This is a genomic window from Sporosarcina thermotolerans, assembly GCF_042658975.1.
Taxonomy (GTDB): domain Bacteria; phylum Bacillota; class Bacilli; order Bacillales_A; family Planococcaceae; genus Sporosarcina; species Sporosarcina thermotolerans.
This window is the reverse complement of sequence record NZ_JBHSRM010000003.1, coordinates 230,045-248,309: the sequence shown is the minus strand read 5'-3', so window position 1 is coordinate 248,309 and position 18,265 is coordinate 230,045. Positions and strand designations below refer to the sequence as shown.

The window sequence follows — 18,265 nt, the reverse complement described above, 5'->3', positions numbered from 1 at the left end:
TTAGTTCAGCTTATGATAAATTTCCATGTATACGAAAGATGGTTTCGTTGAAATGTAACCGCTCTCAAAAGGGGTGTTAAACATTTTGGTCGATCAGTTTTTTGTTTGGCTTGGAACTAATTAAAAAACAGGGGGAATTGGAATGAAATTCATTAAGTATGCCATATTTTTAGGTGTCCTGTTACTTGCACTCGCAGGTTGCTCGAAGGACGACAAGGCTGGGGCGGATTCGCCGAAAAAGGGAACGACATCAGGGGGAGAATTGAAGGTAGCAGTTCCTTCTGAACCGCCTACATTGGATACACATGTCAATACGACAACGATTTCATCGAACATCGCAAGAAATATTTTTGAAACACTATTAACTTTCGACTCCAAAGGTGAAATTCAACCTATGCTTGCAGAGTCCTTTAAAGAAGATGGAAAAACGATTGAATTTAAATTACGTAAGGGTGTTAAATTCCATAATGGCGAAGAACTGAAGGCAAAGGACGTTGTCGCATCGATGAACCGATGGATACACGTTTCGAGCTCAGGAAAAGAAACATTCAAAGACGCTAACTTCTCTGAAGTGGATGAGTATACTGTCCTTCTTGAGATGGCACAACCAACTTCAACCGCAACACTTGTTTTAGCTTATTCTGGTGGAGAAGCACCGACGATCATGCCTGCTTCTATTCTTGAAGGTAAAGAAGAAAAGGAAAGAGTGACTGAATATATCGGTACGGGTCCTTTCCAATTTAAGGATTGGAAACAAAACCAACAAATTCACATGACGAAATTTGAAGACTACTCTCACCGTGATGAGCCTGGTGACGGTCTTGCAGGAAAACGTGAAGCATTGGTAGATGACCTTTATATTATTTTTGTTCCAGATTCATCAACACGGGTTGCTGGAATCTTATCAGGGGAATATGACGCTGGTATGGAGCTACCAATCGATAACGTTGAGCAGCTTAAAGCGAACAAGGATGTTGTATTAAAGAGTGTTCCTCGTGAACTACTATTATTGTATTTCAATAAAAAAGAAGGTCTTTTTACAAATCAAGCTGCACGTGATGCTGTGAATGCAGCAGTAAAGAAAGAAGATGTACTTAAAGCGGCTTTCGTTAATCCGGACTATTATAAAACAAATCACCATGTAATGTTAGCGAATCAGGAAGCACAGTGGTATAGCGATCTTGGAAAAGAAGAGTATGGCAAACAAGATGCCGAGTTGGCGAAAAAACTATTTGCGGAAGCAGGTTATAACGGCGAAGAAATCCGCCTGATGACTTCCCGCGACTATGACCATATGTACAACGCTTCAATTGTCGTACAAGAGCAATTGAAAAAAGCTGGGGTCAACGTAAAGCTTGAAGTGTATGACTGGCCGACATTCTCAGAACGCCGTAATGATCCATCAGCATTCGATATTACGATCATTACAAATAAAGGTAAAGTTGAGCCGACTTCACTTGTTTGGTCAAGACCGGACTATGTTGGCTGGACGAACAATGAGAAGTTAGCTCCAATTACATCTAAAATCCGTACAGCTCCTTCACTTGATGATGCACGTAAATACTATGATGAATTACAGGCGTTTTTCTTGGAATATAAACCTGCTATTAAAATGGGAGACGGGGATATGCTTTTTGCAGGTCGTACGTCACTTTCACAATTAGAAGATATTGATGGACTCGTTTTCTGGAACGTTTCAAATTCCAAGTAATTGAAGGGTTAAAATAACGCCAGGTTTATCATGTTTTTGTAAACATGGCGTTATTTTTTATTTTTATGCTTGAGGGAGGTAAACACGCATGTGGTCATACATTATTAAGCGGTTATTATCGTTAATACCCGTGTTATTCATTGTATCCATTGTTATTTTTTCAATCATCCATCTGACGCCCGGTGATCCGACGACCTATATGTTAGGGGAGGAAGCGACCCCAGAACAAATTGCTGATGCGAAGAAACAGCTTGGATTGGATCAGCCGGTTTATAAGCAATATTTCAATTGGGTTAAAAAAGCGGCAGTCGGGGATCTTGGCTCTTCCTATCACATGAATATGTCGGTGAATGAAGCAATTATGAGCCATATCGGACCTACGTTATCGCTCGCGATATTAGCTGAAATTGTCGCGTTATGTATTGCGATACCATTAGGCATCATAGCGGCGATTAAGAGAGGAACCGCTACGGATCAAACCGTTATGGGGTTCTCATTACTTGGCATGGCAATCCCAAGTTTTTTACTTGCATTGTTTTTAGTTTTACTTATTGGAGTGAAGTTGCAATGGTTGCCCGTCGCGGGGTACCGGCCATTAGATAGTGGATTATGGAACCATATCAAGTATTTAATCATGCCGGCAATTTCGTTAGGATCTATCCAAGCGGCTTTGATTGCCCGGATGACGAGATCTTCTATGTTGGAAGTTTTAAATACGAACTATATTAAAATGGCGCGCGCCAAAGGAGTCGTCGAAAGAAGAATCATTTACGGCCATGCTTTGCAGAATGCCTTCCTACCAATCCTAACAGTTATCGGAATTACATTTGGTGGATTGGTAACAGGTGCGGTTGTAACGGAGACGATTTTTAATATACCAGGCATTGGATCGCTGATCATCAATTCAGTTGCCCGACGCGATTATACGGTTATCCAAGGAATTGTTCTATTTGTAACGTTTGTATATGTCATGCTGAACCTGATCATCGATATTCTTTACGGAGTCATTGATCCGCGGGTTCGATTGGAAGAAAAATAGACCCAATCCATTGTTAAGGCAAGGAGGAATAGTATGGAGAATATAGGGAGTACGTTAACGCTATCAGAAGCAAGAAGGAAACTGAAGAAAGAGCAACAGCAGCTACTGAAAAAACGTTTCTTTTCCAATTATTCGATGGTGATTGGATTAATTATCGTTATATTTTTAATGCTTTTAAGTTTTGTAGGTCCATATTTAACTAGCTTCGGCCCATTGGATTTGGAAGTGAACAACCGGCTTCAAGCCCCAAATGCAGAGCACTTATTGGGGACGGATAACTTTGGACGGGACTTGCTTACGCGAATTGTCTTTGGTGCGAGGGCTTCCATTAGTGTAGGTTTATCAATCGCAATCATCACGTCAATTGTAGGTCTGACAATCGGCCTTTACGCAAGTTTTTATAAACGATTGGATCAAATATTAATGAGGATTTGTGATGGACTGATGGCGATTCCTGGGATTCTTTTAGCAATTGCTTTAATGGCAGCTTTAGGTCCAAAAGTTGAAAACGTCATCATCGCGTTGAGCATCGTTTTCACTCCGTATGTAGCACGTATTGTCCGATCGGCAGCACTTGTCGTTCGCGAACAAACGTATATTGAAGCAATGAAAGCGCAAGGCGCAAGTTCCACTCGCATTATTTGGCTGCATGTTGCACCAAACATATTGTCACCATTGATCGTACAAGCGACGTTCATCTTTGCCGATTCAATTATTACAGAAGCCGCACTTAGCTTCCTGGGGGCGGGGATTCCTGCACCAGCACCAAGTTGGGGGAATATTTTATATGACGGAAAGCTTGTCATTTTCAATGCTTGGTGGATGACTGTCTTCCCGGGCCTTCTAATCATCATTGCCGTTATCGGGCTTAACTCTTTAGGTGATGGGTTACGGGATATTATGGATCCGCATTATAAAAAGGTCACGAAAAAGCGTACCAAGTCAATAAAAGGGAAGGAGGAAATTGTGGGATGACAGATGTACTCTTGGAAATAAAAAATCTTAAAACACATTTTTATACCGAAACAGGTCATGTGACAGCCGTGAATGGTGTATCCTTTGACGTCAAAAAAGGGGAAATCGTAGGCGTAGTAGGTGAATCCGGCTGTGGGAAAAGTGTTATGTCCCAAACGATTCTTCGCCTTTTCGAAGAAGGGACAGTCGAATATGAAGGAGAAATAAACTTTAACGGAAAGAATCTACTTTCCCTTAATAAAAGACAGATTAATGAAGTTCGAGGAAATGATATCTCCATGATCTTCCAAGACCCACTCAGTACGCTCAATCCAGTACATACAGTCGGTCGCCAAATTGCGGAGTCCATCATTTTACATCAAAATGCGAGTAAAAAAGAGGCCGAGGAAAAGGCAATTGAACTATTAAGACTTGTTGGTATTCCGTCGCCTGAAAAAAGAGCAAAGGAATATCCCCATAATCTTTCCGGCGGAATGAGACAACGGGCGATGATTGCAGTTGCTCTTGCCTGCCGACCAAAACTATTAATCGCAGATGAGCCTACAACTGCTCTTGATGTAACGATACAAGCTCAAATATTGGATCTGATGAATAATCTGAACGAAGAACTGGATATGGGCATCATTTTCATCACGCATGACCTTGGTGTGGTAGCTGACCTTTGTTCGAGGGTTGTTGTCATGTATTTAGGCGAAATAGTTGAGGAAGCAAGTATTGAAGAATTGTTCGAGCGACCTTTACATCCGTATACGCAAGGGTTGATCAAATCAATTCCTCAATTAGATGGAGATCGCTCAGCAATGCTACATACAATAGAAGGAACTGTGCCTCCGTTGACACGTGTACCGAAAGGATGCCGTTTTGCCGCGCGCTGTCCATTTGCGGATGAACAATGCATTGCATCTTCGCCTCCTGTCACCGAATATACAGCTACGCAAAAAGTGAAATGCTGGCATTTTGAAGAGATCCTTACGAAACAGGAGGGAACTGCCGATGTCCACACTTACAATTGAGTCAAGTAATGAACAACAGCTCGAGAGCAAAGAAACACTTTTGGAAATAAAAAATGTGAAGAAGTTTTTCCCTGTTAAAAAAGGCCTTTTGGAATTCAACAAAGAACAGACTTTTGTTCAAGCGGTAAATGACGTTTCGTTTTCCATTCTTAAAGGTGAAACGTATGGCCTCGTTGGGGAATCCGGTTGCGGAAAAAGCACAACAGGGCGTACTTTGCTGAAACTCATCGAGCCAACAGAGGGCCAAGCCATCTATAATGGTAAGGATATTTTCAAACTTTCAGGACAAGAGTTGCGCAAAGTACGACAAGATATTCAAATGGTTTTCCAGGATCCCTATTCATCCTTGAATCCTAGGAAAAGAATCGGTAAAACCCTTGAAGAGCCGCTGATCATCCATAACATCGGAACGCCGAAAGAGCGGACTGAGATTGTCATGGAGATATTAAGTAAAGTCGGATTGCAACTCGAGCATTATTATCGCTATCCACATGAATTTTCAGGGGGACAACGGCAACGGATCGGGCTTGCTCGAGCGCTTATCTTGAATCCTAAACTATTAATCATGGACGAGCCGGTTTCGGCATTGGACGTTTCGATTCAATCTCAAATCCTTAACTTGCTGAAAACAATACAGGCTGATTTGGATTTAAGTTATCTTTTCATTTCGCATGATATGAGTGTAGTTCGCCATGTTTCTGATCGGATTGGCGTCATGTACCTTGGAAAATTAGTGGAAGAGGCACCTACGGATGAACTATTTGCAAACCCATTACATCCTTATACACAGGCGCTTTTATCGGCAGTACCTGTTCCAAAATCGGGTGAAAAAAAGGAACGGATTATACTAAAAGGTGAATTGCCATCTCCGATGAACCCTCCTTCAGGCTGTGTATTCCACACCCGATGCCCTTTCGCAATGGACCGATGCAAATTGGAAGTTCCGGAGAAGAAAGCAGTTGCGAGCGGCCATCAGATTGCCTGTCATTTATATGATGAATAAACGGATAAAAGACTCCTTCAATTTTGAGGAAAGGAGTCTTTTACTGCATTCCAAGGTGGAACGTTTTAGTTAGTTAAATTGGCTATTACGGATCCGGAAGAATATGAGGCGAGCACCTATGGTATTAAGAAATGTGTTAATCATCGTGTTAGGTTTTCAAATCGTGATCAATGCAACCCGCCCGATACTCACATTGTCTGCATATGAAATGAATGCTTCAATGCTTGAAATTGGCATATTGACGGCATCATTTGCAGCACTCCCACTATTGATCGCCATCCAGGCGGGAAAGATTGCCGATAAAATCGGGGACCGTCTTCCCGTCACTTTCGGGTTGTTAGGGATGGCTGTCGGAATGTTGTTCCCTTATTTATTCGAATCGATTTGGTCCTTATATGTAAGCCAAATCCTCGTTGGAACTTCCAATGTTTTTATTGCGCTTTCATTGCAAAATGTTCTTGGGAATGACGCGACAAAAGAAACACGCGATTATTATTTCAGCATGTTTGCATTAGCGGTTGCAGGCGGGGCATTGGTCGGTCCGGTGATGGGCGGCTATTTAGCCGATCATTTCTCCTATTCGGCAGGTTTTCTTGTATCAATGATCATTAGTATTCTGTTAATCGGTTTTGCATTTTTCATACCGGTCACGATAAAAGAACAGACGACTGAAAAAGTAAGCTTTGGTGCTTCACTGCAGTTAGTGAAGGATCCGCTGATTCAAAAAGCATTATTTTCAAGTGCACTCGTACTTTATTCGAAAGATATATTTGTTGCGTATTTTCCGCTCTATGGAACGGATATCGGACTCTCAACCACTACAATTGGTTGGATTCTTTCGATTCAAGGGCTCGCAATGATGATAATCCGATTTGTCTTGCCTAAATTATTGCAAGGATTGGGTCGAGAAGTCGTTTTATTTACCTCCATCCTCCTTGCGGGCGCATCGTTTTTAGGTTTTTCTATCTCGCATAATATCATTCTCTTTTTTATTTTCAGCTGTCTGATGGGATTTGGCTTAGGATGTGGACAACCGATTTCCATGACGACGACTTACAATGCTTCACCTAAATCGCGCACCGGTGAAGTGTTAGGTATTCGTTTAATGACCAATCGGCTTTCCCAATTCATCGCGCCTGTTCTGTTCGGTGCGGTCGGTGGATGGATTGGCGTAGTATCCGTCTTTTATGTGAGTGGTGCATTTTTAATTGGTGGTGCGATTATTATGAAACCACGTAAAAATCATGATGAAGAAGTCAGTACATAATTTGGGGAATAGAGGGGTTTTTATATGGAATTTGTTCTAATTTTTTTCATTGGGATTGTTGCCACGACATTAGGCACACTTGCTGGAGGTGGCGGTCTGATCAGCCTACCGTCCATGCTGTTAATGGGGCTCCCAATCCATTCGGCCATCGGGGCGAATAAAGTATCGAATACAGTAAGTGCATTTTCAAGTTTTTACGTTTTACTTAGACGGAAAGAGATTTCATTCAAAGAATCATTTTGGATCATCCCTGTAAGTCTTGCTGGAGGGTTAAGCGGCGGCTATATCGCTTCATTGATGTCTGCGGCAAACTTATATTGGGTAGCAATTTGTTTATTGATTTTCGCATTCATCACTTCGTTTTTATCCAAAGGAAGTTTTAATGGGGATGAACCTCTCCGTTTTTCCAAGAAAAGCGCTCCCGGCCTTTACGGAATTGGAATCTATGACGGGTTATTCGGTCCCGGTCAAGGAACATTAATGCTCTATTTATTTGGCTATTTAAATGTCGCCTATATTAAAGCCGTCGGATATGTGCGGCTTGCGACATTTTCAAGTTGCTTTGGGGCAGCTATCAGTTATATTTCGACAGGGATGATCATTTGGCCAATGACGATTGCTTTACTTCTTGGCTCAGTGACAGGGGCACAATTGGGCGTGCGAATCGCGCAGAAGTTGAATCCAAAATACGTGAAACCGATATTGCGCGTTGTAACTGTCGCTATTATCCTTCAGCTTGTCATTGAAAACTTAAAATGAAGAATTTTATCCAAAAAGAAAAGATTGAATACAAGATTCGACGGATATTGATATAATGGAATTGTAACTTAAGATAGAAATTGGTGATTGCATGTTTAAAGGAACATTGCAACGAAAGATTTTAATTGTAGTAGTTTTCCTTGTCTTTTTGATGGTCTTTTTGATGTTGAGCCTTTTTATATACACAGATTATAAACGGGTGTTCCAAAATGCAGCTGAAAAGGGCATACAAACAACGAAAATCCTGTCGCAAATGGATTCCGTTCAATGGGCAATGTCGGAAGGAAATACGGACGAATTGAAGCCGTTGATCGATTATTATGTGACTCAGTCAGAAGCAGCGTTTATCGTAATCAAGGACCGCGAAGGGAAAGTACTTGCCCATCCGGTTGACGATGAAATCGGTGAACTTTATCCAAGTAAGGATGAGACGAAGGCACTTGTTTTCGGTGGTAGTTATAATTTGATTTCTTACGATATCGTCGGATCTGCAGTTGTTGCTATTTCGCCAATATACGTAAATCGACAAATTGTCGGTACAGCAAGGGTTGGCTATTTAGTGAAAGACCTCCGGCATACCGTTATTGAGCGTACAAAAAAATTGGCATTTTTCTCGCTTTCAATTTTTGTCATTGGAATTCTCCTTAGTATTTGGCTTGCACGCCAAATCCGCAAAGATACGTTTGGTATGGAACCGCAGGAAATTGCAGTTTTTTACATGGAAAGACATGCTGTCCTCGCTTCCATTTCAGAAGGTCTCATTGCGACTGACGGTGAAGGGAAAATAACAATCATCAATACGGCAGCTAGGAAAATATTGAACATCTCAAGCGATTATAAGGGACAAGCAATTCAGTCAGTTTTTCCGAGTTTACAAGACTCTAAACTATTAAATATTCAACAAAAGCCATTAACCTTTGAATTAAAGTTTCAAAAGAAGACATTGATCATGACAATTGTACCGTTGCGTAAAAAAATTGCTATTTCCGGAACAGTCATCACATTCAGGGATAAGACGGAGATGAATGAACTCGTAAATACATTATTTGAAGTGACGAAGTACTCGGATGACTTACGCGCCCAAACGCATGAATATATGAATAAGCTATACGTTATCTCGGCTTTATTGCAACTTCAAAAATACAACGAAGCGGTCAAGATGATTCAAGAGGAAATTGATATTACTCAACATACGAATACATTTATACTTGAAAACATTAAAGACCCGAACGTTCAAGCAATTCTATTTGGAAAAATAGGAAAAGCATCGGAAAATAAGATCATTTTTAACATTGATGAAAATAGTAGTATCGCGGAACTTCCGAAATTCATCGGAACTGGATTGTTAACGATCATTATCGGCAATCTCATTGACAATGCCTTTGAAGAGGTCATTGATAAACCGAATGGAGAGGTGAATTTCTTCGCCTTGGATCTTGGCAAGGACGTTATCTTTGAAGTGTCCGATAACGGTAGGGGGATTGACCCGGTAATTGCGGATAAGATCTTCACGCAAGGTTTTTCGACAAAGGGAAAGAACGAGCATGGATATGGTTTATCGAATGTAATGAGTGCGATTCAGGATCTTGGTGGGGAAATTCAATGGACAAGCAATGAAAATGGAACCATCTTTACAGTTTACATCCCGAAAAACCGAAATAGTTGAAAGGGGATTCGAATGATAAATGTTTTAATCGTAGAAGACGATTTTAGAATTGCGGAGATCCATCAACAACTTTTGGAGAGTATTGAAGGCATTCAAGTAGTGGGGAAGGCATTACGAGCAGAAGAAGTTCACGGGTATTTTCAAAAGGAAAGAATTGATCTTCTGCTTGTTGATATTTACATGCCTGATCAGTTAGGGATCGACTTAGTGATGGATTTGAAAAAGACCTACACGGATCTAAGTTTCATCATGATCACCGCTGCGAAGGATATGGAAATCCTCGAAAGAAGTGTTAAGGCAGGTGCCTTCCATTATCTGATCAAACCATTGCAGTTACAGAAATTGCAAGAAGTCATTGAGCAATTTAAAAAGAGAAAGTCAATTCTTGAATCGGACAAACCAGTTGAACAGTCGTTGGTCGATCAGTTATTCAGTAAGCACTCTTTCGAGACACAACAACAAGAAACGTTGCCGAAAGGGGTCAATGCGCTAACACTTTCGAAGGTCATGGAAACGATGACGGATTTCTCAGAGGGCACGACCGTTGAAGAAATCGGGGAACAGATTGGTGTATCAAGAACAACGGCGCGAAGGTATATGGAATACCTTGTGTCGATTGGTAAAATGAAGGCTGAGTTAGAGTATGGGATTGTCGGACGCCCCGAAAGGAAATACTTTATGGTTTGAGCATCCTTGTAGGGGGATGCTCGTTTTTATCTAGAAAGAGGAGAGAGAACGATGAAAAGTGTCATTCAAGCATTTTTACTTGTTTTCGTATTGCTTTTGCCAGCCTGCTCCACCGGAAGCAAAGCCGGAATGGAAGAGAAGGATTTTCCGACAAAAACGATTGAAATCATAGCCCCAGCAACAATCGGCGGAGGATGGGACGCCGCAGCACGTGCAGTCCGACAAGTCTTGATAGAGGAGGGTTTAGTGGAACAGAACATTCTCGTTGTGAATAAGGCAGGCGGCAGTGGAGAAGTCGGTTGGCAGCACTTATCCAATCAAGATGCACATCATATTGCTTTTAATTCAAGTCTTCTGCTGACGAACCATCTCCTTGGACAAAGCAAAGTGGACTTCCGGGATTTCACACCACTTGCCATTCTCACAACAGAATGGATTGCCGTTGCGGTGCCAAACGATTCTCCTTTCAAAGACGCAAGAGAGTTGCTGGAAAAATTGAAAGAAGACCCGTCCTCACTGAAAATTGCTATCGCACCGGGACTCGCAAACAATGACCATATCTCTTTTCTTCTGGCAGCGAAATCCTACGGGGTCGATGTGTTAAAGCTGAATTTTATTGTATACGATAGCGGCGGAGACATCGATAAGCGCCTTCTTGACAGTCAAATAGATGTAGCGATATCCTCCGTTTCCGAATTTATCGATGAACATCAGACGCATCAGTTCAAAGTCATAGCTGTCACATCGGACGAACGTCTTGAAGGGTTAGAGGATGTTGCCACTTGGAAAGAGCAAGGCGTCGACATGGTATTCCCGCACTGGAGAGGCATTATGGGGCCGCCTGGTATGACAGAAGAAGAAATTGCCTATTGGAATCAAACGATAAAAAAGATGACTGAAACCGAGGCGTGGGGGAAGTTGATAAGGAAAAACAAATGGGAGTCTTTTTATAAAGGAAGTAGTGAGGCGAAGAGATTTTTAGAGGAGCAGGAGAGGATGTATCGCCAGTTGTTGGAGGGATCAGGGTTGGTGGATTAAGAAGGGTGCTTGGTTTGTGTGATGGGGGTTTGTCGCGCGTCCAAAGAGATGGCCCGCGCGTCCAAAGAATAGGCTTGCGCGTCCAAAGAATAGGCTTGCGCGTCCAAAGAATCGGTTCGCGCGTCTAAAGGAGTGCGTCGCGCGTCCAAAGAAGTGGCTCGCGCGTCCAAAGGAGTGGCCTGCGCGTCCAAAGAAGTGGCTCGCGCGTCCAAAGAGATGGCTCACGCGTCCAAAGAGATGGCCCGCGCGTCCAAAGAATCGGCTTGCGCGTCCAAAGAGATGGCCCGCGCGACCAAAGAGTTGGTCCGCGCGTCCAAAGAGATGGCTCACGCGTCCAAAGAGATGGCCCGCGCGTCCAAAGAATCGGCTTGCGCGTCCAAAGAGATGGCTCGCGCGTCCAAAGAAATGGCCTGCGCGTCCAAAGCGAGCCCCAGACGCTGTCCCCTTCTTCGGATATGTCATGATTTTCCCCAATTAAAAAAGAAATTTCATAAATCACCTGGTATAAAACGCAGTACTCCGACTTCCTTTCATGACAAGACCTGACCTTTTCAATAATCTTTTTGCAATGGGTTGATGTTCGACCCGTGAAAAGTAACGGAATTGGCGATTAGTAATTTGATTATCCATTAAGTGGAACCAATCATTCAGTAACGAAAAGTGACAGTCAGCCGCATTATATTTGCATTCTGGGCACTGCCATTTTTTCTGAAACCAAATCATTCCCTTGTAACTGCACCCCGGACAAATAACGCCTGTAATTATATCCTTTTTGTCTATGTTCATCGTTTTTGTTAAAGGAAATGGATTGTATTCCTGGTGCGATTCTGCAATATTGCGAGCAAGTGTATTGACTTTACCAAAATTGAATAACTCTTTTTCAATTTCAATGTTGTATAATCTAATTGGAATTTCACGGGTGAATGCAATTTCAGTGCCGGTATCTTCCTCGATAAATAATTCATTTGTAAAAGCCAGCGCGATCATTCCTTTGATCGGGATATTAATTCCGCGCTCCTTAAGCCATCTATCCAAAAATATCTTCTTTCGTTCAAGCTCAGTAATTGGACTTTGTAGAATCTTTCGTTCACCATTGATTTCTTGAATGAATTGTGTTGGATTTGTCTTTACAGTTAGTTTACCTCCCAGGTTTTTAATTTCAAAAATAATGATTCTGTCCGGCATGATCAGTACCGAATCCATTTGAAAGTACACACCGTTGTGGAAAAGACATACATCGTGAATCAACGCAAATGGGTATGAGGGCCGGAATTCCTTAATGTGCTTGTCAAAATTCAATTCACCACTATACCCAGCTTTCCTCCTTCTTAACTCTTCTTCTACTTTAAAGTAATACTGATGGTTGTTTCCAAGCCTATCGATTAATGACTGCAGTCCTATTAGCGACAACGGTTCATTCCTTTTTTTGATTAACATCTAATCACCTCAAGTGCATTCTATCAGTACTTCAAAATATTTCCAAAAGGGGTGATAATTAAAATTTGACCCCTTTTTACGGGTTTAAAATTTCTACAGGCGCCAAATCGCGTCTCAAATTCGAATTTTGGGGGATAAAAATAATTTTTTCTTATAAATGGACATAGTTTTTGATATAGGTAACTTCGAATATTTGTGCCTACATCTAAAACATTCCAGGCCACGTCCAAAGAAGTGGCTTCCGCGTCCAAGGAAGTGGTTTGCGCGTCCAAAGAAGTGGCGTGCACGTCCAAAGAAGTGGCTTCATCGTCCAAAGACAAGGCCAGCGCGTCCAAAGATGGAGCATCCACGTCCAAAGGGGACCTGTGCGCACACAAAGAATTGCAAGTACCGTACGCAATCAATCTATAAAAGTGCTATTCCTATACCACTCCAACATACCTTTCATTAGGGCAATCTAAAGGGAGGAATTGTTACATGGAAATCATTCGGTATAGTGCTGATCCTCATAGCACGGTGAGGTATATTAAAGCGAATTTGGATTTATTGGATGACGTGACGAGTTTTGAAGTATATTTCAACGATGAGGATATTCCGGAAATCTATCGAAATGTCCCGGATATCTATTTAGATAATGGGAAAAGGGAATTTCAATTAAGAAACTACACTTTTATCTTAAGGAATGAAGATAGTGAGCGGGAGATTTGGTTAAGTGGTGCGACTTGCGGATACAGTGGAAGCGGGCCGAGTGCAACGATTGAAATTTTGCAGCTGCTTGGCATCAAATTTAACTACGACAGAATCACGTCGGAAAAGAAGATTATTGAAAAGGATCTTGTCACTTACCATGATTTGAACATACACATCTATCGCCCAACGGAGCTGTGGAATTCACGTGGTGATAAGATATTCACAGCCAAAATGTCTTTTGAAACAGCCGCCCAGAAATACGAAGCAAAAAAGTTAATCGAACAAAAGGGGTATTTGCGGCCGTTAATAAGGCGATCTGACTATGAACGAATTGGCGAGATTGAAGCTTACTATTTTGTAAATACACCCTATTCCACACGAAAAGAATGGCCCGAATACGCCACTAATAATACGCTGACATTAAATCGGGCGTATTCACAAATTGGTGTGAAAACAGTAAAAGAGATTATTGAGAATATCGGGTATGCGTATAATGTTAAGCTTGGCATTGAAACGTATGAGAAGATGTGGTGATTATAATGAAGAATGCCAATGGCCTATGTTGCTATTGGTCTTTTTTTCGCCTATTAAACCATCAAAGGGAGTGTTAGAATTAGTTAAATAAAAGAAAATTCTCAAATCGGAAGGAATGGTGCACGTGATTCAGTGGGGGGAGTTTGAGGGATATGTAAGGGAAATAATGGAGGCCGAAAAGGTTCCCGGTGTCGCGGTAGCGATTTCTGAGAATGGAAAGGTGGTCTACCAAAAAGGTTTTGGGATTAGAGATTTGGAAACGAAAGAGCCGATCACACCAGAGACGATTTTTGGGGTTGCTTCCATTACAAAGTCATTTACCGCACTTGCGATCATGAAATTGGTTGAGGAAGGCAAATTGCGACTTGAAGATCCGGTGAGTAAACACCTTCCTAATTTCAAGTTGAAAGATTGTAGATTTATCGATGAAATAACGATTCATCATCTTTTGTCGCATACAACTGGGCTTGGGACGATGGAGCGCCTGGAGCAACTGAGTGGGTTTGAAGAACATCTGCGTTATTTGAATGAAGCTGAGCATACCTATTTGGGTAGACCAGGTGAATTTATCTGCTATAACAACGATATGTTTTTATTGTTGGGTGCAGTTATTGAACAGATAACAGGCGAAAATTATCAGGACTTTATCCGGAAGTTAATTATCGAACCATTGGAGATGCAAAGAACTACATACAACCTTCAGGAATTGAAGGGCTTTGAAAATGTTACTGTGCCATACGTTTTGGAGAATGGCAAGCCAGAGCATTGTCCTTGGCCGATGTTAGGGAATTATGCGGTTGGTGGCGGCATTCGATCGACGGTATTGGATTTGCTGAAGTATGGGGAGGCGTATGTTGGAGGATTGGGAATGATTGTTGGCGATCAATACATTCGTAGGATGACTGAACCTGTACACTGGGTGAGCGGGAATAGCTATTATGGGTATGCACTTAAAATCACTCCCGACTATTCGGGTGTTACATTAGTTGAGCATGGCGGCGGGCAACCGGGTGTTTCATCCAATTTTGGGTTCATTCCTGAACGGGGAATTGCGGTTGCTGTGTTGACGAATTTGAGTAATGTTAGTGCAGACGCTATTTGGCTTGCAGCGATCAATACTGTGTTGGATCTTCCGACTGACCAAAAAAGATGTGTGGAACCGCAATATGAAATGAAGAACGAACAACTTCAACGAATGGTTGGAACGTATCGGTCGGGGGAGGGTGCCGAGGTGATCATCTCTTTGGATGGTGATGTAGCTACGGCTACCATTGGGAATGAAGTTTTTACTCTCCGTGCCAGTGCTGAATCCACCCTCGTCATTGAGTCGACTGAAAAACCGATACGATTCTTTTTTGATGATGAAAATAACGCGTGGGCGTTGTTTATGGGGCTTAGAATGCTGGTTAAAGAGTGACGATGCCCTCGAAAGGAGAGTAATGGTTGGATACTATTATTATAGTTTTTACAATTTCGCTTTTGGGAATAGGTTTAGTTGCAATTCGCCGTTTTGCTGTTAAAGTGGGCTTGGTTTTAGTTGCCGGAATCCTTGCAGGGTGCAGTGAGAAAGCACCGATTTCGCAACCTGAGAGTGAGATTGTCGATGAGGGAGTTTCGGAGCCGGAAGTTGATGTGAATGGTGAAGATGGAGTTTTTATTTCTCTAAAAGCGGCGAAGGAGCATGCCATTGCAACTATTAGAGTTCGGTCCGGTGAAGCGGTTGGAGATGTTTATATAATTTCAACTGAATCATTGTCTTCGATTACTGGAAAAGAGCAAGCACCTAAAGAAGGGTCGTATGCCCTGTTTTTGGCAGAGGATGGCGCAAAAGAAGCTGAGTTTCAAGTACAGGTTGACGGATTGTTGATTGATCCTGAGGAGGCGCTTGGTACTTATACATTTGGGGAGTATACAATTTTTAGTTTGGCGCGGCAGGAGACGACAAAACTGAATTTAATAACTGCATGGGCTTATGATGGAGAAAAATTGAAAGAGATTCAATTTGATGGCAAAGTCGAAGTGCAGGCTTCGCATCCAACATTTAGGGCAATCGAAGATAGTTATTTACAAATGTATTTGGATTCGGAAGACACGATGGATGCTGTTCCCGGATGGACGTTTACAACATGGAAATGGCATCCTGAAAAAATGAGTTTTGCTTTCCACTTTGAAAGGTCCTATACCGATCAGGAGGAATTCGGGCTTGCATCAGGTGAATATTTAGCGGGCAAGTGGCATGAATATCAGCACTTCTACTTGGCTTTTCCGCAATACACGTTTACAGATCAATCTACAGCCTTATTGTCGGAAGGCATGTTTATCAATCAGAATGTGCAACTTGGGCAACCAATTGACAAGTTGCTGCAGGAAAGAAATGACTGGGTTGGCCATGATTACTATGAGGGCGGTCCTTACTATGAATTTCCGGGCGGCTATACGTACTTTTATAATGAAGGGACGCAGGATGTTTCATTCATAGTGTATCGAAAATGGCATTGACCAATTCGACAGAAGAGCTGAGAGCACTATTAGGGGAGTCAGATAAGAAAGTGTTCGATGATATTTACAACGAATATATAGAGTATTATACATTTGGCGAGCACCGTCTATTAATCTACTCAAATATAGAAGATGAAATAACTTCCCTATGGTTGACGAGGAAGCAGTGATTGGGAATCAATTCGCTATAATTGAATTAAATAAAAGGGAAGTCAATCGTGTAATTAATGGTTGGCTTTCTTTTGCATGATGTGCAAGCTGGATATTTTCAGGATGAAGAATTAGTATAGATACTATTAGTAAGTTGAATTTGTGCAAAGCCGAGGTGTAACGATGAAAGCATATATTGTAAAACTGACATTTGAAGATATCGACCCGCCAATTTGGAGAAGGATAATCCTTCCTGCGGGAGCAACGTTTAATCGGCTACATGAAATGATTCAATACGTCACGAACTTTCAAAGTAGGTTTATTGATGAGCCGTATCATTATTTCGATATAGAAGTAGATGGGCTTTTCATTACAAATAACCCTTTTACACATGAAGAATATAAGAAAGAGTTTAATGGCTTGAAGCTTAAACGACCTTCCCATTTGAAAATCGATACGTATTTGGAGGAGAATGGAGAATTCTTGTATCGATATGATTCGGGAGATGACTGGCGTATCAGCGTAGAACTTGAGGAGGTCGTTGAGGATTACTATTTCGGTTATCCGACTGTTCTTGCCGGAGAGGGAACAGCTCCTCCTGAAGATGTTGGGGGGCCGCAGGGGTATATCGGATTTTTAGATATCTACCATGACCCGAAACATCCAGATTATTTGGCTATCCACGAGTGGGCTGAGGCGCAATACTATAAGCCTTTTGATATTGATGCCCTTAATAATATTTTAAAATATGTAAAGTACAAGAAAACCGAGTGGGACCTTATTGACCATGATAATTATAATGTGAAGTCGGATAAATATCGCGGACCTAAGCAATTAAAACAAGTGGAACTTTCGTCCAGAGATCTGATTCTTGATTATATTGTTGCTTGTACGAACTTATATGGAGTCGTCCCTCAAGAAAAAGTGCGGGAGATTTATAATGGGCAAAATGAATCGGTAATTTCGAGTGAAATGATGAAGGCAATGGTAACTGACCTTACGACTATTGAGTTGTTGAAAAATCGGCATGTGCATGTGGAAGGTTTGAATTTTTATCATGAAGCTATGGATTATGTGGATGAAGCACCATTGTCAGGGGAAATAAAAGGGAAGCCGTTTTATGTTCCCGAAAAGGACAAGCTCCTTAAATACGTTAAGGATGCATATTTTGAACAGACTCCACAGCAGTTAGGGCTTGGGCAATTGATGATGAAGGACGGTTTTCCGGCAAGGAAAATTAATAGTGAAATAGAAAATCTAGTGGGAGAATTATCCGTTACTTTTTCAAATGTCCTTTCTGTATTTCAAGCATTTGCAAGTAGATTGGGGCTAAAAGATATGGCTCAGATCAACTCCTATTTACACTGTGTTACGGAAATTGCCAACACTACCCGACTCTGGGAAAATCGTGGACACACTCCTAATGAACTATTTCAACTGGAAAAGTCTAATCTTAGGCCACTTCCTAGTGGATATAAAATAGGGCGCAACGAACCTTGCCCTTGTGGGAGTGGTAGGAAATACAAGAAGTGTTGTGGGAATTGAATGGAGTTGTGAATTGTTAGGGGTTAAGCACAGGGGATGATTATGTGCTCCATTTTCCGAATCGCACAATGAAGTCACGCGTTTGACAAATGTAAGCGCTTCGTCCATGACTGATTTGTGAAAACTGTAATTCTTGTCTGTTGTTTTGGTTTAAAGGTAGTACCATATGAAATAGGAAGGCGATTCGCCAAACAAAACCAAAACAAAAGGAGAATGCATCATGTGGGTACTTACTGTTTTTGAACAAAAAAG

The 18,265-nt window shown here is 41.7% G+C and carries 17 protein-coding genes; 15 read left to right on the top strand and 2 right to left on the bottom strand.

Annotated features, from left to right (window positions below):
• Positions 1-142: 142 nt before the first annotated feature.
• The 10 genes from ACFPZG_RS04050 to ACFPZG_RS04005 all read left to right on the top strand — a co-directional run bounded on the left by ACFPZG_RS04050 (position 143) and on the right by ACFPZG_RS04005 (position 11,158).
• Complete coding sequence (locus ACFPZG_RS04050) at positions 143-1,711, top strand: ABC transporter substrate-binding protein (RefSeq protein WP_317940274.1); 1,569 nt, start codon at positions 143-145, stop codon at positions 1,709-1,711.
• Positions 1,712-1,799: 88 nt separating this feature from the next.
• Positions 1,800-2,750 (top strand): ABC transporter permease, encoded by a 951-nt coding sequence (locus ACFPZG_RS04045; RefSeq protein ID WP_317940273.1) that lies wholly within the window; start codon positions 1,800-1,802, stop codon positions 2,748-2,750.
• A gap of 33 nt (positions 2,751-2,783) precedes the next feature.
• A complete protein-coding gene (locus tag ACFPZG_RS04040) occupies positions 2,784-3,725 on the top strand; it encodes an ABC transporter permease (protein WP_283732801.1) in 942 nt (313 codons plus the stop codon).
• Positions 3,722-4,738, top strand: a complete 1,017-nt coding sequence (locus tag ACFPZG_RS04035; RefSeq protein ID WP_283732800.1) for an ABC transporter ATP-binding protein — start codon at positions 3,722-3,724, stop codon at positions 4,736-4,738. The genes ACFPZG_RS04040 and ACFPZG_RS04035 overlap by 4 nt, the downstream gene beginning before the upstream one ends.
• On the top strand, positions 4,719-5,741 hold the full coding sequence (locus ACFPZG_RS04030; RefSeq protein WP_283732799.1) for an ABC transporter ATP-binding protein: 1,023 nt from the start codon (positions 4,719-4,721) through the stop codon (positions 5,739-5,741). The genes ACFPZG_RS04035 and ACFPZG_RS04030 overlap by 20 nt, the downstream gene beginning before the upstream one ends.
• 118 nt (positions 5,742-5,859) lie before the next feature.
• Positions 5,860-7,008: an MFS transporter gene (locus tag ACFPZG_RS04025; RefSeq protein WP_317940272.1), complete on the top strand. Its 1,149-nt coding sequence runs from the start codon at positions 5,860-5,862 to the stop codon at positions 7,006-7,008.
• Between the two features lie 24 nt (positions 7,009-7,032).
• On the top strand, positions 7,033-7,767 hold the full coding sequence (locus ACFPZG_RS04020) for a sulfite exporter TauE/SafE family protein (protein WP_283732796.1): 735 nt from the start codon (positions 7,033-7,035) through the stop codon (positions 7,765-7,767).
• Positions 7,768-7,858: 91 nt separating this feature from the next.
• Positions 7,859-9,433, top strand: a complete 1,575-nt coding sequence (locus ACFPZG_RS04015) for a sensor histidine kinase (protein ID WP_283732795.1) — start codon at positions 7,859-7,861, stop codon at positions 9,431-9,433.
• A 12-nt stretch (positions 9,434-9,445) separates the two neighbouring features.
• Positions 9,446-10,120, top strand: a complete 675-nt coding sequence (locus tag ACFPZG_RS04010) for a response regulator (RefSeq protein WP_283732794.1) — start codon at positions 9,446-9,448, stop codon at positions 10,118-10,120.
• A gap of 51 nt (positions 10,121-10,171) precedes the next feature.
• The gene (locus ACFPZG_RS04005) at positions 10,172-11,158 is read left to right on the top strand and encodes a tripartite tricarboxylate transporter substrate binding protein (RefSeq protein WP_317940271.1); all 987 of its coding nucleotides are present in this window, start codon (positions 10,172-10,174) and stop codon (positions 11,156-11,158) included.
• A gap of 495 nt (positions 11,159-11,653) precedes the next feature.
• On the opposite strand, the gene ACFPZG_RS04000 is transcribed toward ACFPZG_RS04005, so the two are convergent.
• Entirely contained in the window at positions 11,654-12,595 is a 942-nt protein-coding gene (locus ACFPZG_RS04000; RefSeq protein ID WP_317940270.1) for a nuclease-related domain-containing protein, read from the bottom strand.
• Positions 12,596-12,618: 23 nt separating this feature from the next.
• Complete coding sequence (locus ACFPZG_RS03995; RefSeq protein WP_381426405.1) at positions 12,619-12,951, bottom strand: hypothetical protein; 333 nt, start codon at positions 12,949-12,951, stop codon at positions 12,619-12,621.
• Between the two features lie 121 nt (positions 12,952-13,072).
• Between ACFPZG_RS03995 and ACFPZG_RS03990 the strand changes: the two genes are divergently transcribed.
• From ACFPZG_RS03990 to ACFPZG_RS03970, 5 genes are all read left to right on the top strand, one after another.
• On the top strand, positions 13,073-13,819 hold the full coding sequence (locus tag ACFPZG_RS03990) for a hypothetical protein (protein WP_283732792.1): 747 nt from the start codon (positions 13,073-13,075) through the stop codon (positions 13,817-13,819).
• A gap of 115 nt (positions 13,820-13,934) precedes the next feature.
• Complete coding sequence (locus tag ACFPZG_RS03985; RefSeq protein ID WP_283732791.1) at positions 13,935-15,236, top strand: serine hydrolase domain-containing protein; 1,302 nt, start codon at positions 13,935-13,937, stop codon at positions 15,234-15,236.
• A gap of 26 nt (positions 15,237-15,262) precedes the next feature.
• Positions 15,263-16,318, top strand: a complete 1,056-nt coding sequence (locus ACFPZG_RS03980; protein WP_283732790.1) for a hypothetical protein — start codon at positions 15,263-15,265, stop codon at positions 16,316-16,318.
• Complete coding sequence (locus ACFPZG_RS03975; RefSeq protein ID WP_283732789.1) at positions 16,309-16,488, top strand: hypothetical protein; 180 nt, start codon at positions 16,309-16,311, stop codon at positions 16,486-16,488. Before ACFPZG_RS03980 ends, ACFPZG_RS03975 begins: the two co-directional genes overlap by 10 nt.
• Positions 16,489-16,651: 163 nt before the next feature.
• A complete protein-coding gene (locus ACFPZG_RS03970) occupies positions 16,652-18,013 on the top strand; it encodes an IS1096 element passenger TnpR family protein (RefSeq protein WP_317940269.1) in 1,362 nt (453 codons plus the stop codon).
• The last annotated feature ends 252 nt before the right edge of the window (positions 18,014-18,265 follow it).